The 15,250-nt window shown below is 69.8% G+C and carries 9 protein-coding genes; 7 read left to right on the forward strand and 2 right to left on the reverse strand.

Going from position 1 to position 15,250, the window contains the following annotated elements; genetic code table 11:
• Positions 1–32: 32 nt before the first annotated feature.
• Positions 33–1,739 (reverse strand): ABC transporter ATP-binding protein, encoded by a 1,707-nt coding sequence (locus tag P0Y48_13925; protein WEK13536.1) that lies wholly within the window; start codon positions 1,737–1,739, stop codon positions 33–35.
• Positions 1,740–2,020: 281 nt separating this feature from the next.
• Between P0Y48_13925 and P0Y48_13930 the strand changes: the two genes are divergently transcribed.
• The 6 genes from P0Y48_13930 (at position 2,021) to P0Y48_13955 (ending at position 13,502) form a co-directional block, all read left to right on the forward strand.
• The gene (locus tag P0Y48_13930) at positions 2,021–2,776 is read left to right on the forward strand and encodes a LamB/YcsF family protein (GenBank protein ID WEK13537.1); all 756 of its coding nucleotides are present in this window, start codon (positions 2,021–2,023) and stop codon (positions 2,774–2,776) included.
• Positions 2,770–4,344: a 5-oxoprolinase/urea amidolyase family protein gene (locus P0Y48_13935; GenBank protein WEK13538.1), complete on the forward strand. Its 1,575-nt coding sequence runs from the start codon at positions 2,770–2,772 to the stop codon at positions 4,342–4,344. The genes P0Y48_13930 and P0Y48_13935 overlap by 7 nt, the downstream gene beginning before the upstream one ends.
• Positions 4,345–4,390: 46 nt before the next feature.
• Positions 4,391–4,978, forward strand: a complete 588-nt coding sequence (locus tag P0Y48_13940) for a hypothetical protein (GenBank protein ID WEK13539.1) — start codon at positions 4,391–4,393, stop codon at positions 4,976–4,978.
• Between the two features lie 280 nt (positions 4,979–5,258).
• A complete protein-coding gene (locus P0Y48_13945) occupies positions 5,259–8,759 on the forward strand; it encodes a DNA-directed RNA polymerase subunit beta (GenBank protein ID WEK13540.1) in 3,501 nt (1,166 codons plus the stop codon).
• Positions 8,760–8,800: 41 nt separating this feature from the next.
• Entirely contained in the window at positions 8,801–12,676 is a 3,876-nt protein-coding gene (gene rpoC / locus P0Y48_13950; protein ID WEK13541.1) for a DNA-directed RNA polymerase subunit beta', read from the forward strand.
• A 214-nt stretch (positions 12,677–12,890) separates the two neighbouring features.
• Positions 12,891–13,502 carry a hypothetical protein gene (locus P0Y48_13955; GenBank protein ID WEK13542.1) on the forward strand — a complete coding sequence of 204 codons (612 nt, stop codon included), beginning with the start codon at positions 12,891–12,893 and terminating at the stop codon, positions 13,500–13,502.
• Between the two features lie 3 nt (positions 13,503–13,505).
• Here the strand turns inward: P0Y48_13955 and P0Y48_13960 are convergent, their stop codons facing one another.
• A complete protein-coding gene (locus tag P0Y48_13960; protein WEK13543.1) occupies positions 13,506–14,147 on the reverse strand; it encodes a DUF3558 family protein in 642 nt (213 codons plus the stop codon).
• Between the two features lie 134 nt (positions 14,148–14,281).
• Between P0Y48_13960 and P0Y48_13965 the strand changes: the two genes are divergently transcribed.
• Complete coding sequence (locus P0Y48_13965) at positions 14,282–15,202, forward strand: ABC transporter (GenBank protein ID WEK13544.1); 921 nt, start codon at positions 14,282–14,284, stop codon at positions 15,200–15,202.
• Positions 15,203–15,250 lie beyond the last annotated feature (48 nt).

Genomic DNA, 15,250 nt, shown 5'->3' on the forward strand with positions numbered 1-15,250 from the left:
CGGCGTGACGGTGTCGGCTGCGACCTGGCGCGTCAGACCGCGATGTCGAGCTCGTTGCCGGGGATGGATGCCAGCAGGCGCCGCGTATACGGGTCGCGGGGGTTCGTGAAGATCTCCTCGCTGGAGGCGGCCTCCACGAGCTGACCGTCCTTCATAACGCACACGTAGTCGCTGATGAGGCGCACGACGGCGAGGTCGTGGGAGATGAAGAGATAGCTCAGGCCGTACTCCGACTGGAGGTCGCGCAGGAGCGTGAGGATCTGGTCCTGCACGAGCACGTCGAGCGCCGACACGGGCTCGTCGCACACGATCAGCTCGGGGTTGAGCGCGAGGGCCCGCGCGATCGCGACACGCTGGCGCTGTCCTCCCGAGAGCTCCGACGGGTAGCGGCGCAGCATCGTCTGGGGGAGGGCGACGTCGTCGAGGAGCTGCCGCACACGCGCGTCGCGCTCCTTCGCCGAGCCGCGCTTGTAGAAGTCGAGCGGCTCCGAGACGATGCGCTCGATCGTGAACATGGGGTTCAGCGACGAGTACGGGTCCTGGAAGATGGGCTGCACCTTCTGACGGAACTCGCGGAGCGCGCGACCCTTGAGCGTCGCGACGTCCTGTCCCTCGAACCGGAGAGCACCCGACGTCGGCTCCACCACCTTCAGCAGCATCCGCGCCGTCGTGGTCTTGCCGGAGCCCGATTCGCCCACGATCGCGACGGTCTCGCCGCGCGGGATCGCGAAGGAGACGTCGGACACCGCCGTGAAGTCCTCCTTCTTGCCGCGGATCTTGTACACCTTGGTGAGGTTCTCGACCTCGACGATGTTGTCGACGCGGGCGGGCGCCGTGGCATCCCGTGTCGTCGGCGCGTCCGTGGCGGTGCTCTCCGTCGCCGGTCGGGCATCGGTGCGGAACACCTCGGGCCGCAGGCGGGCGACCGCCACCGAGGGCGCCGCCTTCACGAGCGCCTGCGTGTAGGCGTGCTGCGGGTCTTCGAGGATCTGGCGCGCGGGGCCCTGTTCGACGATGCGGCCGCGGTTCATGACGATGACGCGGGCGGCGCGCTCGGCCGCGAGGCCGAGGTCGTGGGTGATGAGCAGGACCGATGTGCCGAGGTCGGTCGTCATGCGGTCGAGCTGGTCGAGGATCGTCTTCTGCACCGTGACGTCGAGGGCGCTCGTGGGTTCGTCGGCGATGAGGAGCCGCGGATTGCACGCGAGTCCGATCGCGATGAGCGCACGCTGCCGCATGCCGCCGGAGAACTCGTGCGGGTACTGCTTCGCCCGCTCCGCCGCGTCGGGGAGCCCCGCCGCGGCGAGCGTCTCGACGACCTTGCGGTCGACGTCCTTCGTCGTCGCCAAGCCGTGCGCGAGGAGGGTTTCGGCGACCTGCGTCCCGATCTTCGAGACGGGGTTCAGGTTCGACATCGGGTCTTGCGGCACGAGGCCGATCTGGGCGCCGCGGACCTTCCGCATCCTCGACTCCGATGCGCCCACCAGCTCCTGCCCGTCGAGCGTGATGCTGCCCCGGACGACCTTGCCGTTGCCCGGGAGGAGGCCGATGACGGCCATCGCCGTGGTCGACTTTCCCGACCCGGACTCGCCGACGATCGCGACGGTCTCGCCGGCGGCGATCTCGAGGTCGACGGCCTCGACCGCGTTGACCACACCGCCCACCGTGCGGAAGTCGACGGCCATATCGCGGACCTGGAGGAGCGGCGTCGCTGCCGCCGGGCGGGTCTGGAGGGACATGCGACCATCCTGCCCCGCGGCGGGTCGCCGCGCACGGTCCGCGTCGCGGTCTTTACGCAGTCGTAACGCGCCGCCGCCGCCACACTGTGCAGTCGTCACGCTGTGCAGTTGTCACGCTGTTTGGCCCGATGCCTACGCCCGGGCTATGGGGCGAGGCGCCAGCATAACTCCGGAATCTCGGGCCCGCGTCGCCCACGGACGCTGCTGCGTCGCGTATCCGCGGCTGCCGGTCTCGCGGATCTCCGGAGTTATGGCGGCGCGCGCGCCGGTACCGTGGCCTCATGGCGGTGATCGACCTCAACGCGGACCTCGGCGAGACCGTCGACGGCCGCCCCACGGCCGACGACGCGGCCATGTTCGCCGTCGTCTCGAGCGCGTCCATCGCGTGCGGCGGCCACGCCGGCGACGCCGCGTCCATGCGTGAAGCGGTGCGACGGGCCGGGCTCAGCGGGGTCGCCGTCGGGGCGCATCCTTCCTACGTCGACCGCGCCGGCTTCGGCCGCATCGCCCAGCGCGTCGAGCCCGCGACGCTCCGCGCACAGGTGGCCGCGCAGCTCGACGCGCTCCGGGAGTGCGGCGGAGACATCCGGTACGTCAAGCCGCACGGCGCGCTCTATCACGCGGTCTCGGCCGACGCCGGCGCGGCCGGCGCGGTGGCGGGTGCGGTGGCCGACCTGTCCGAGCGGCTCGGCCGCGCGGTGCCCGTGCTGGGGATGGACGGCGAGATCGTCCGTGCCGCAGCGGATGCCGGTCTCCCCTTCGTGCACGAGGCGTTCCTCGACCGGGGCTACCGGCCCGACGGCCGCCTCGTGCCGCGCACCGACCCGGGCGCGCTCCTCCACGACCCCGCGTTGGTCGCCGACCGCGCGCTCCGCCTCGCTCGGGAGGGCGTCGTCGCGGCGGTGGACGGCACGCTCGTGCGCACGCCGGCGGCCTCGCTCTGCCTTCACGGGGACTCGCCGGGCGCCGTCGCGATGGCCCGGTCGGTGCGCGCGGCGCTGGACGCCGCCGGCGTCGAGGTGCGCTCCCCGTGGTGACGCCCACGCTGCACCCTTTCGGTGAAGCGGCGGTGCTGGCCGAGGTGGGTTCGCTCGAGGCCGTGCTCGACCTGCACCGGCGGCTGACGGCATCCCGCCCGCCCGGTGTCGTCGACGTCGTCCCGGCGGCTCGGACCGTGCTCGTCCGCGTCGATCCGCGGGTGCTCATGGTGGGTGCGGCCCGCGCGTGGATCTCGGCCGCGGCCGAGGCTGAGCGCGGGACGGATGCCGTGGCGCCGCCGCCCGAGGTGGAGGTGCCGATCCGCTACGACGGGGCCGACCTCGCGGGCGTCGCGGCGGCGATCGGACTCGCCCCGGAGCAGCTCGCCGCCCGCCACGCGGATGCCCTCTGGAACGTCGCCTTCACGGGCTTCGCGCCGGGGTTCGGGTACCTGGTGAGCGAGGACTGGCCCTTCGACGTGCCGCGCCTGGCGACCCCGCGCACGCGGGTTCCCGCCGGTGCGGTCGGTCTCGCCGCGGAGTTCTCGGGCGCGTATCCGCGGGAGACGCCGGGCGGGTGGCAGCTGATCGGCACGACGTCGGCCACGCTGTTCGACCCCGATGCCGCGCAGCCCGCGCTCCTGTCGCCGGGCGCGCGCGTGCGGTTCCGGCGGATGCGCGAGCAGCTCTCGACGGCGGGTCCCGCCGCGCCGCGCACCGCGGTGCCCCCGCAGCCCGCGGTGCCCCCGCGCCCCACCGCGGCGACTCCGGCCGTGCGCATCGTCGAGCCGGGTCTGCGGGCGACGGTGCAGGACCAGGGCCGTCCCGGACACGCCTCGGAGGGCGTGTCCCCGTCGGGCGCCGCCGACCGGGCCGCTCTTCGCACCGCGCTGCGCCTCGTCGGCACGGACGAGGGTGCCGCGGGGATCGAGGTCACGATGGGCGGCCTCCGAGCCGTGGCGCTCACCGACCTGTGGTTCGCCGTCGCCGGAGCGTGGGGGCCCATCCGAATCGATGGTCGCGACGTCGACCCCTACGCGGCGCAGCGCTGGCCGGCCGGTGCGGAGCTGCATCTCGATCTGTTCGCCCGCGGGGTGCGTGCCTACGTGGCGATCCGCGGGGGGCTGGAGGCGCCGCGCGCCGTGGGCTCGCGGTCGACCGATACGCTCGCGGGCCTCGGTCCGGCGCCGCTGCGGACCGGTGACGAGCTGGCGCTGGCGACGGATGCCGTGGCCCCCGTCCCGCCCGCCGACGTTCTGCCGTGGGGGCCGCCGGACGACGACGTGATCGAGGTCGAGGTCGCGCCGGGGCCGCGCGCGGACTGGTTCGACGAGGCGTCGCGGACCGCTCTGTTCACGACCGTCTGGTCGGTGTCGGGCGACGCCGATCGTGTCGGCATCCGTCTGGACGGTCCGGTCCTGCAGCGGACGCGGCCGGGGGAGCTGCCGAGCGAGGGGATGCTCCCGGGCGCCATCCAGGTGCCGCCGTCGGGCCGGCCGGTGATCCTCGGGCCGGATGGTCCGGTGACGGGCGGATACCCGGTCGTGGCGGTCGTGACCGACGCGACGCGCGACCGGCTCGCCCAGGCGCGGCCGGGCACACGCGTGCGGTTCCGCCACGCGCGGTGACGCCCGGGGGTGGGCGCAGCCACAGCGGACTCATAGAGTGGAGGGCATGTCGCGTCTGTCTCCCCTCGCCCTTCCGTTCGCCGCTGTCACGATCGCGGCCTCGCTCGCCCTCGCGGGGTGCACGTCGCCGGGCACGAACGGGCCGGCCGAACCCACGCCCATCTCGTCGGCACCCGCCGTCGAACCCGCCGACGGCGACACGATCAGCGGCACGGGATACAGCTTCGCGGTGCCCGAGGGCTGGGGCGACCCGGGACCCATCGAGGGCTTCGACGCCGACAGCCTCGCCGCCGACCTCGACGACGCCGACGGCTTCGCGGACAACGTCAACGTGATCCTGTCGCCGGCGGGCAAGGTCGAGCTCGACCAGGTGGAGAGCGCCGGTCCCGGCGAACTCGAGGGCGGCGGCGCGACCGACGTGAGCGTGGAGCCGCGCGTCACGGTGGCAGGCGAGGAGGCTGCGCACATCTCCGCGAACCTCGCGTCCGGCGACACGTCCTACCTGATCGAGCAGTTCTACGTGAACAGCGACGACCAGACCTTCATCGTCACCTTCTCCTTCAGTCCCGACGTCGCGGATGTCGACCGCCAGGCCGTGACGGATGCCGTGCTGGCATCCTGGGCCTGGAGCTGACGCCGGGCGGCACCGGCGGCTCGATGACGGGCCGTGCGCCCGGTCATCGCGCGGTTATACCGCAGCGTACGCACTCGGTCAAGAATCCGACTGGACATGGCGCGTCGCGCGGCCTATAGTGGGTAGTTGCGCTCCCAATCCCCATGCCCTCATATGGTGGTCGGCTTGTGCCTGCAGCCCCGTCGCTTCGCGATGGCGCGTGTTGCAGGCTTGGAACGGGATGCGTTTCACCTGACGACAAGGAAAACCCGCCCTGCCCGGGCTCACGGAGGTAATCCCCTTGGCTGCTGCGCGCAACGCAACCAATTCCACCACCACCACGAAGAACGGTCGCGGAGCATCCCGCCTCTCGTTCGCCAAGATCTCCGACACGCTGACGGTCCCCGACCTTCTCGCGCTGCAGACGGAGTCGTTCGACTGGCTCGTCGGTAACGAGGCATGGAAGGCCCGCGTCGCCGACGCTCAGGCCGCCGGCCGCACCGACGTTCCCAGCACGAGCGGTCTCGAGGAGATCTTCGAGGAGATCTCGCCGATCGAGGACCTCGGCGAGACGATGCAGCTCTCGTTCACGAACCCGTACCTCGAGCCCGAGAAGTACTCGATCGAGGAGTGCAAGGAGCGCGGCAAGACGTACGCCGCCCCGCTGTACGTCGAGGCCGAGTTCATGAACCACCTCACGGGTGAGATCAAGACCCAGACGGTCTTCATGGGCGACTTCCCGCTCCAGACCGGCAAGGGCACCTTCATCATCAACGGCACCGAGCGTGTCGTCGTGTCGCAGCTCGTGCGTTCGCCCGGTGTCTACTTCGACAAGACGCCCGACAAGACCAGCGACAAGGACATCGTCTCGGCGCGCGTCATCCCGAGCCGCGGTGCGTGGCTCGAGTTCGAGATCGACAAGCGTGACCAGGTCGGCGTGCGCATCGACCGCAAGCGCAAGCAGTCCGTCACCGTCTTCCTCAAGGCGCTGGGCCTGTCCAGCGAGGACATCCTCAACGAGTTCGCCGGCTACGAGTCGATCGAGGACACCCTCAGCAAGGACACGATCCTCACCAAGGAAGACGCCCTCCGCGACATCTACCGCAAGCTCCGTCCGGGCGAGCAGGTCGCCGCCGAGGCCGCCCGCGCGCTCCTGGACAACTTCTACTTCAACCCGAAGCGCTACGACCTGGCGAAGGTGGGTCGCTACAAGATCAACCAGAAGCTCGGTCTCGATGCCGCGCCCAGCGACTCGGTGCTCACCGTCGCCGACATCGTCGCGACGATCAAGTACCTCGTCGCCCTGCACCGCGGCGACGCGACGCTCCCGGGTATCCGCGACGGCAAGCCGGCCGAGATCCGTCTCGACGTCGACGACATCGACAACTTCGGCAACCGCCGCATCCGCGCCGTCGGCGAGCTCATCCAGAACCAGGTCCGCACGGGTCTGTCCCGCATGGAGCGCGTCGTCCGCGAGCGCATGACCACGCAGGACATCGAGGCCATCACGCCGCAGACCCTGATCAACGTGCGCCCCGTCGTCGCCGCGATCAAGGAGTTCTTCGGAACGTCGCAGCTCTCGCAGTTCATGGACCAGAACAACCCGCTCGCGGGTCTGACCCACAAGCGTCGCCTGTCGGCGCTGGGTCCCGGTGGTCTGTCCCGCGAGCGCGCCGGCGTCGAGGTCCGTGACGTCCACCCCTCGCACTACGGCCGCATGTGCCCGATCGAGACGCCGGAAGGCCCGAACATCGGTCTGATCGGCTCGCTCGCGTCGTTCGCGCGCATCAATGCGTTCGGCTTCATCGAGACGCCCTACCGTCGCGTCGTCGACGGCAAGGTCACCAACGAGATCGACTACCTGACCGCCTCGCAGGAGAGCGACTACATCGTCGCGCAGGCCGGTGTCGAGCTGAAGGCCGACGGATCGTTCGCGAACGACCGCGTCCTCGCCCGTCGCGGCCAGGGTGGCGAGGTCGACCTCTTCCACGCCGAAGAGATCGGCTACATGGACGTCTCGCCGCGCCAGATGGTGTCGGTGGCGACCTCGCTCATCCCCTTCCTCGAGCACGACGACGCGAACCGCGCCCTCATGGGTGCGAACATGCAGCGTCAGGCCGTGCCGCTGCTGCGCAGCGACTCGCCTGTCGTCGGCACCGGTATGGAGGGCTACGCAGCCGTCGACGCCGGTGACGTGCTGACCGCGCAGAAGGCCGGTGTCGTCGCCGAGGTCTCGGCCGACGTCGTGACCGTGCAGCTCGACGAGGGCGGCACGCAGGACTACTTCCTGCGTAAGTTCGACCGCTCCAACCAGGGCACGAGCTACAACCAGCGCGTCGTGGTCTCGGCCGGCGACCGCGTCGAGGTCGGCGAGGTCATCGCCGACGGTCCGGCGACGGAGAACGGCGAGCTCGCGCTCGGCAAGAACCTCCTCGTCGCGTTCATGACGTGGGAGGGCCACAACTTCGAAGACGCGATCATCCTCAGCCAGGACCTCGTCAAGAACGACACGCTCTCCTCGATCCACATCGAGGAGTACGAGGTCGACGCGCGTGACACGAAGCTCGGCAAGGAGGAGATCACCCGTGACCTCCCCAACGTCAGCCCCGACCTGCTGAAGGACCTCGACGAGCGCGGCATCGTCCGCATCGGTGCCGAGGTTCGTCCCGGTGACATCCTCGTCGGCAAGGTCACGCCCAAGGGCGAGACCGAGCTCAGCGCCGAGGAGCGCCTGCTCCGCGCGATCTTCAACGAGAAGAGCCGCGAGGTGCGCGACACGTCGCTCAAGGTTCCCCACGGTGAGCAGGGCACGATCATCGCCGTCAAGGAGTTCAACGCCGAGGACGGCGACGACGAGCTCGGCTCGGGCGTCAACCGCCGCGTCGTGGTCTACATCGCCCAGAAGCGCAAGATCACCGAGGGTGACAAGCTCGCCGGCCGCCACGGCAACAAGGGCGTCATCGCGAAGATCCTGCCCGTCGAGGACATGCCGTTCCTCGCCGACGGCACGCCGGTCGACGTCGTCCTGAACCCGCTCGGCATCCCGGGCCGCATGAACTTCGGTCAGGTGCTGGAACTGCACCTCGGCTGGATCGCCATGCAGGGCTGGAAGGTCGAGGGCACCCCGGAGTGGGCCGCGCACCTGCCGAAGGAGGCCTTCGAGGCCCCCGCCGGCACGAAGGTCGCCACGCCCGTGTTCGACGGCGCCCACGAGGCGGAGATCGCCGGTCTGCTCGACTCGACGAACCTCAACCGCGACGGCCAGCGTCTCATCGGCAGCTCGGGCAAGACCCAGCTGTTCGACGGTCGCTCGGGCGAGCCCTTCCCGGCTCCCATCTCGGTCGGCTACATGTACATCCTGAAGCTGCACCACCTCGTCGACGACAAGATCCACGCCCGCTCGACCGGTCCGTACTCGATGATCACCCAGCAGCCGCTCGGTGGTAAGGCGCAGTTCGGCGGTCAGCGCTTCGGTGAGATGGAGGTGTGGGCCCTCGAGGCCTACGGTGCCGCCTACGCGCTGCAGGAGCTCCTGACGATCAAGTCCGACGACATCGTCGGCCGCGTCAAGGTCTACGAGGCGATCGTCAAGGGCGAGAACATTCAGGAGCCCGGCATCCCCGAGTCCTTCAAGGTGCTCATGAAGGAGATGCAGTCGCTGTGCCTGAACGTCGAGGTCCTCTCGGCCGACGGCACGGAGGTCAACCTCCGCGACACCGATGACGAGGCCTTCCGCGCCGCCGAAGAGCTCGGCATCAACATCTCCAGCCGCTTCGAGTCCTCGTCGATCGACGAGATCTGACCCGGCCAGGCAACGAACAGAATTCCGACACAGGAGAATCAGTGCTCGAGTCACACACCTTCGATCAGCTTCGTATTGGCCTGGCCACTGCCGACGACATCCGTCGGTGGTCCTACGGCGAGGTCAAGAAGCCCGAAACCATCAACTACCGCACGCTGAAGCCGGAGAAGGACGGTCTCTTCGGAGAGCAGATCTTCGGACCTTCCCGCGACTGGGAGTGCGCCTGCGGCAAGTACAAGCGCGTCCGCTTCAAGGGCATCGTCTGCGAGCGCTGCGGCGTGGAGGTCACCAAGTCCTCCGTCCGTCGTGAGCGTATGGGCCACATCGAGCTCGCCGCACCCGTCACCCACATCTGGTACTTCAAGGGCGTGCCCTCGCGCCTGGGTTACCTGCTCGACATGGCGCCGAAGGACCTCGAGAAGGTCATCTACTTCGCCGCCTACATGGTGATCTCGGTCGACGAGGACGCGCGTCATCGCGACCTTCCGACGCACGAGTCCAACCTGCGCCTCGAGATCAAGAACCTCGGCGACCGCCGCGATGCCCGTGTGGCTGCGCGTCTGGCCAAGCTGGAGGAGGAGCTCGCCGCGCTCGAGGAGGAAGGCGCCAAGGCCGACCAGAAGAAGAAGGTCAAGGACGCCGCCGAGAAGGACATGGCCGGCATCCGCAAGAGCTCGGACGAGCAGATCGCCAAGCTCGAGCGCATGTGGGAGGAGTTCCGCACGCTCGAGGTGGGTCAGCTCAAGCAGGAGGACGACGTCTTCCACGAGCTCCAGGACCGCTTCGGCCAGTACTTCGAGGCCTACATGGGCGCGGAGTCGATCCAGCGTCGCCTGCAGGCCTTCGACCTGGCCGCCGAGGCGGAGAGCCTGCACCTGCAGATCTCCGAGGGCAAGGGCCAGCGCAAGATCCGCGCGATCAAGCGCCTCAAGGTCGTCAACTCGTTCCTCTCGACCGGCATGTCGCCGGCCGCGATGGTGCTCGACGTCGTCCCGGTGATCCCGCCGGAGCTGCGCCCGATGGTGCAGCTCGACGGTGGCCGCTTCGCGACCTCGGACCTGAACGACCTGTACCGCCGCGTGATCAACCGCAACAACCGTCTTCGTCGCCTGATCGACCTCGGCGCGCCCGAGATCATCGTCAACAACGAGAAGCGGATGCTGCAGGAGGCCGTCGACGCGCTGTTCGACAACGGTCGCCGCGGTCGCCCCGTCACCGGTACCGGCAACCGTGCGCTCAAGTCGCTGTCCGACATGCTCAAGGGCAAGCAGGGACGTTTCCGTCAGAACCTGCTCGGCAAGCGCGTCGACTACTCGGGTCGTTCGGTCATCATCGTCGGCCCGCAGCTCAAGCTCCACCAGTGCGGTCTGCCCAAGCAGATGGCTCTCGAGCTGTTCAAGCCGTTCGTGATCAAGCGCCTCATCGACCTCGGTCACTCGCAGAACATCAAGGCCGCCAAGCGCGCCGTCGAGCGCACGCGCCCCGAGGTGTGGGACGTGCTCGAGGAGATCATCCGCGAGCGCCCCGTGCTGCTGAACCGTGCGCCCACGCTGCACCGTCTCGGCATCCAGGCCTTCGAGCCTCAGCTCGTCGAGGGCAAGGCGATCCAGCTGCACCCGCTCGTCTGCGCGGCGTTCAACGCCGACTTCGACGGTGACCAGATGGCCGTCCACCTGCCGCTGTCGGTCGAGGCTCAGGCCGAGGCCCGCGTGCTCATGCTCGCGTCGAACAACATCCTCAAGCCGTCCGACGGCCGTCCGGTCACCCTGCCTTCGCAGGACATGATCATCGGTCTGCACCACCTGACCACGGTCATCGAGGGTGCCGCCGGCGAGGGTCGCGTGTTCGGCTCGGTGGGCGAGGCGATCCTGGCGAAGGACGAGGGCACCCTCGACCTGCAGGCCAAGGTCCGCATCCGCATCCCCGGCCTGACGTTCCTCGAGGGCGAAGCGCCCGAGGGCTACGAGCGCCACGGTCTGGTCGACGCCTCGCTCGGACAGGCGATCTTCAACGACACGCTCCCCAAGGGCTACCCGTTCGTGCGGAGCCAGGCCGACAAGGGCAAGCTGTCGCAGATCGTCAACAAGCTGGCCGAGGAGTACCCGAAGGTCGAGGTCGCCGCTTCGCTCGACCGCATCAAGGACGCCGGCTTCCACTGGGCCACCCGTTCGGGTGTCACCGTGGCGCTGTCGGACATCCTGACGCCGCCGAACAAGGGTGAGATCGTCGCGGGCTACGAGAAGCAGGCCGCAAAGGTCCAGGCGCAGTTCGAGAAGGGTCTCACGACCGACGCCGAGCGTCGTCAGGAGCTCATCAAGATCTGGACCGAGGCGACCGACGCCGTCCAGAAGGCGATGCGCGACAACTTCCCGGCCGAGAACACCATCAACCGCATGGTGAGCTCGGGAGCGCGTGGTAACTGGCTGCAGATCCGCAACATCGCGGGTATGCGAGGCCTGGTGAACAACCCCAAGGGTGAGATCATCCCCCGCCCGATCATCTCCTCGTACCGCGAGGGTCTGTCGGTGGCGGAGTACTTCATCGCGACGCACGGTGCCCGTAAGGGTCTGGCCGACACGGCCCTCCGTACGGCCGACTCGGGTTACCTCACGCGTCGTCTGGTCGACGTCTCGCAGGATGTCATCATCCGCGAGGACGACTGCGGCACCTCCAAGGGCCTCGAGTTCACGATCGCCGCTCCCGGCACCGACGGCACGCTCGTGCGTGACGCCAACGTCGAGAACTCGGTGTTCGCCCGTACCCTCGCCGCCGACGTGGTCGACGCGAAGGGCGCCGTGCTGGCCGAGGCCGGCGACGATGTGGGCGACGTGCTCATCGACAAGCTCGTCGAGGGCGGCATTGAGACCATCAAGGTGCGCTCGGTGCTCACCTGTGACTCGGCCGTCGGCGTCTGCGCGAAGTGCTACGGCCGTTCGCTGGCCACCGGCAAGCTCGTCGACATCGGCGAGGCCGTCGGCATCATCGCGGCCCAGTCGATCGGTGAGCCCGGCACGCAGCTGACGATGCGTACCTTCCACACGGGTGGTTCGGCCTCCGCCGACGACATCACCCAGGGTCTGCCGCGTGTCCAGGAGCTGTTCGAGGCCCGCACCCCGAAGGGTGCGTCCCCGATCGCCGAGGCCGACGGTGTCGTGAAGATCGACGAGACCGACAAGGCCAAGAAGGTCATCCTGACGCCCGACAACGGCGACGAGCCGCACGTCTACCCGGTCCTGAAGCGCGCGACGCTTCTGGTCGAGGACGGTCAGCGCGTCACGGTCGGTCAGCCGATCCTCGTCGGAACGCTCGACCCCAAGGAGGTCATGCGCGTGCAGGGTGCCCGCGAGGTGCAGAAGTACCTCGTCGGCGGCGTGCAGGGCGTGTACCGCTCGCAGGGTGTGCCGATCCACGACAAGCACATCGAGGTCATCGTGCGCCAGATGCTGCGCAAGGTCACCGTGGTCGACCACGGCGAGACCACGCTGCTGCCGGGTGAGCTCGTCGACTTCAAGCGCTACCAGCAGATGAACCGCGAAGCCGTCGCGGCGGGCAAGCGCCCGGCGTCCGGCCGCCCGGAGCTGATGGGTATCACGAAGGCGTCGCTCGCGACCGAGTCGTGGCTGTCGGCTGCATCGTTCCAGGAGACGACCCGCGTGCTCACGCAGGCCGCCATGGAGGGCAAGAGCGACCCGCTCGTCGGCCTCAAGGAGAACGTCATCATCGGAAAGCTCATCCCCGCCGGCACCGGCCTTGCGAAGTACCGCAATGTCGCTGTCGAGGCGACGGAGGAGGCCAAGAGCGAGCGGTACCCGAACCGCATCTTCGCCTCGGACGGCGCGTACAGCGACGCCGACCTGAGCTACGTCGATTTCGACAGCTTCTCGACCGACGACTTCACTCCCGGTACTTACAACTGATTGAGGCGAGCGGAGAACGAGCTCGCTCGTTCGACCGAGCCGATTGAGGTTGTCGAGCGACGAAATCGCGAACATAACTGAGAGACGCGTCACCCGTGACGGAAGCCCCGCAGGACACACGTCCTGCGGGGCTTCCGTCGTTTCCGGTGCTTCTGCTGGCCGCCGCGCGGCGGGGCGCGAAGATCGATCGGATGCCGCGACGTACCGTGGAGCCATGGCTCGAGTCGGCGGAAGGAACACGTCCCTGGCGTGGATCGTCGGTATCGTCTGCGCGGGCGTGATCGGCGTCCTCGCCTGGACGGCGGCGCCGCTGCTTCCCGGCGCGGCGCAGTTCGTCGGCGACCAGCTGAATCCGCCGACCTCCGACCCGGCTGCCGGCGAGGCAGGCGAGGCCGGAGACGGGGCGGACGGCGACCCGAGCGAGTGCCGCGACCTGTACGCGAACGCCCTGTGGACCTCGCTCGTATGGACTCCGGATTCGGTCCTCACGCCCTCGACCGATGCGCCTGCGTCGTCGGCCTCCGGCCTGCTCGACGCGCTCTCGCCGTCGGTGCGGTTCACGTGCGACTGGACGTCGGCCGACGGATCGATCTCGACGACCCTCGCCGATGTGCCGAAGGATGCCGGGGCGATCGCCACGACCGCGCTGCCGTCGCTCGGCTTCACCTGCGAGACGGTCGATGCCCGCACGCGCTGCGCGCGCGAGGACGACGGCACGCGGGAGACGATCGAAACGGGCGGCGGCGTGTGGCTGTCCACCGTGCAGCACGACTGGCATCCCGCCAACTATGCGGCGCGCGTGGCCGAGCGGGTGTGGACCGACTGAGCGTCAGCGAGACCAGAGCGCGGCGATGATCGCGCTCGTATAGCCCGCGGGGGCGAGGTTCGAGTACTGCGTGTCGACGATGATCCCGTCGCGGTAGTACAACGTGCGGCCCTGCGTGACCGGCAGCGTGTCGTGCTCCCACGTGCGTTCGCAGCGGATGCCGTCGTCGGGCTCGTAGCATGTGTACCCCTCGTTGCCGAGGGCGAACAACGCATCGGTCGCTTCGCGGTAGGGCGAGAAGCCGATGACCGTCACGAGCCACGTGGCGGCTGCCCCGGGCTCCCCCCACGCGCAGACGCGGCTGCTGTCGGGGCGGATGCCGCCGCCCATGCCGGGCGCGTTGAGCGGCACCCCGTCGAGTTCGGCGAGCACGCTGTCGGTGAGGATCGCGCGGCAGTCGTCGGGGAGCGGCGTCGTCGAGGTGGACGGACCGAAGGGGAAGTCGGCCAGTACCGGCCCGGTCGGCGTGCTCGACGCCTCGGGCGTCGGTGCGGGCGACGACGCGGATGGCGCGGGCGCGGGCGCCGCCGTGCACGCCGTGACGGCGAGGGCCGCCATCGCCACGAGACCGCCCAGGATGGCCGCACGCGCGCCCCGCGGGCGGCGGACGGACGGGGTCGGTGTCGTCGTGGTGAGACGGAGCATTCCGACACCCTACGCATCGGAGCCGACAGTCGCCTGGCAGACACGTCGGCACGCCTTCGCGTCGTCACGGATGCCGCGGGTTACGCTCACTGTCGAGCGGTGGCGCGCGCCTCCGCGTGAGGAGCACACCGGACATGAGCGATCCCCGCAACGGCCAGCCCGCGGAGCAGCCGACGCCCGCCGAAGAGCCGACCCACGTGGACGACGTCGTCGGCCGCGCCAACGAAGGACTCGCCGAGGCCGAAGCCGCCTCCCGTGACGCCGTGACTCCCGAAGAGGCCGCCGAGGCCCACCACGACCTGTCCTACATCGAGGCCGCCGGCCCCGAGCCGGAGACCGTTCGCGAGGAGCCCGCGGTCGCCACGTCGACGGCGGGTGCGACCGCCGCCGCCGAGACTGCGGTGGTCACGCCGAGCGAGCCCGTCGCCGCCCCGGCCGAGACGGTGGTCGCTCCCGCCGCCGTGGCCCCTGCCGCCGAGCCCGCCCCGCAGCCCATCTTCGTCCAGGCCCCGGAGGCGCCGCGTCCCCGCGGCAACCGCGGTGCGGCCGGCGCGATCGGTCTGCTCGCCGCGCTCGTCTTCGCCGTGCTGTACCTGGCTGCCGCTCTCGGCTTCGGTGCCGCCGCGGGCGATGTCACGGCAGGCAACGTCGCGCAGGAGCTGACCGCCGCGGTCACCTCGTGGTGGTTCTGGGTGCCCGTGGTCGTGTTCTTCCTCGGCTTCTGGCTGCTCGGCGCGATCATCAACCGCGGCCGATGGGGCCGGTGGGTCATCCTCGGCCTCCTCGTCGGCGCCGTCTCGTACGGCGGGCACATCCTCGGTCAGCTCTTCCAGGCGCCCTTCTGGACGCTGACGGCGAGCCAGGGTTCGGACATCGTCGAGGAGCAGCTGCTCGCCCCGCTCGCGATCGTCGCGTTCATCCTGGGCCGCGAGATCACGATCTGGTTCGGCGCGTGGGTCGCCGCGCGCGGTGCCCGGGTGACCGAGCTCAACACCGAAGCGCAGCGCGAGTACGAGCGCACTCTCGAGGCGGGCCCGCAGCTCCACCGCCTGTGAGTCCGGGGCGGCGATGACGGGTGCGGGAGGGTCCCCGGACGGTGCGGG

This window comes from Candidatus Microbacterium phytovorans, from assembly GCA_029202445.1.
GTDB classification, from domain to species: Bacteria; Actinomycetota; Actinomycetes; order Actinomycetales; family Microbacteriaceae; genus Microbacterium; species Microbacterium phytovorans.

What these genes read in the sequence shown, in the direction of transcription:
- P0Y48_13925 (WEK13536.1), bottom strand. Translation starts at nt 1,739, where the DNA reads ATGTCCCTCCAGACCCGCCCGGCGGCAGCGACGCCGCTCCTCCAGGTC.
- P0Y48_13930 (WEK13537.1), top strand. Translation starts at nt 2,021, where the DNA reads ATGGCGGTGATCGACCTCAACGCGGACCTCGGCGAGACCGTCGACGGC.
- P0Y48_13940 (WEK13539.1), top strand. Translation starts at nt 4,391, where the DNA reads ATGTCGCGTCTGTCTCCCCTCGCCCTTCCGTTCGCCGCTGTCACGATC.
- P0Y48_13955 (WEK13542.1), top strand. Translation starts at nt 12,891, where the DNA reads ATGGCTCGAGTCGGCGGAAGGAACACGTCCCTGGCGTGGATCGTCGGT.
- P0Y48_13960 (WEK13543.1), bottom strand. Translation starts at nt 14,147, where the DNA reads ATGCTCCGTCTCACCACGACGACACCGACCCCGTCCGTCCGCCGCCCG.
- P0Y48_13965 (WEK13544.1), top strand. Translation starts at nt 14,282, where the DNA reads ATGAGCGATCCCCGCAACGGCCAGCCCGCGGAGCAGCCGACGCCCGCC.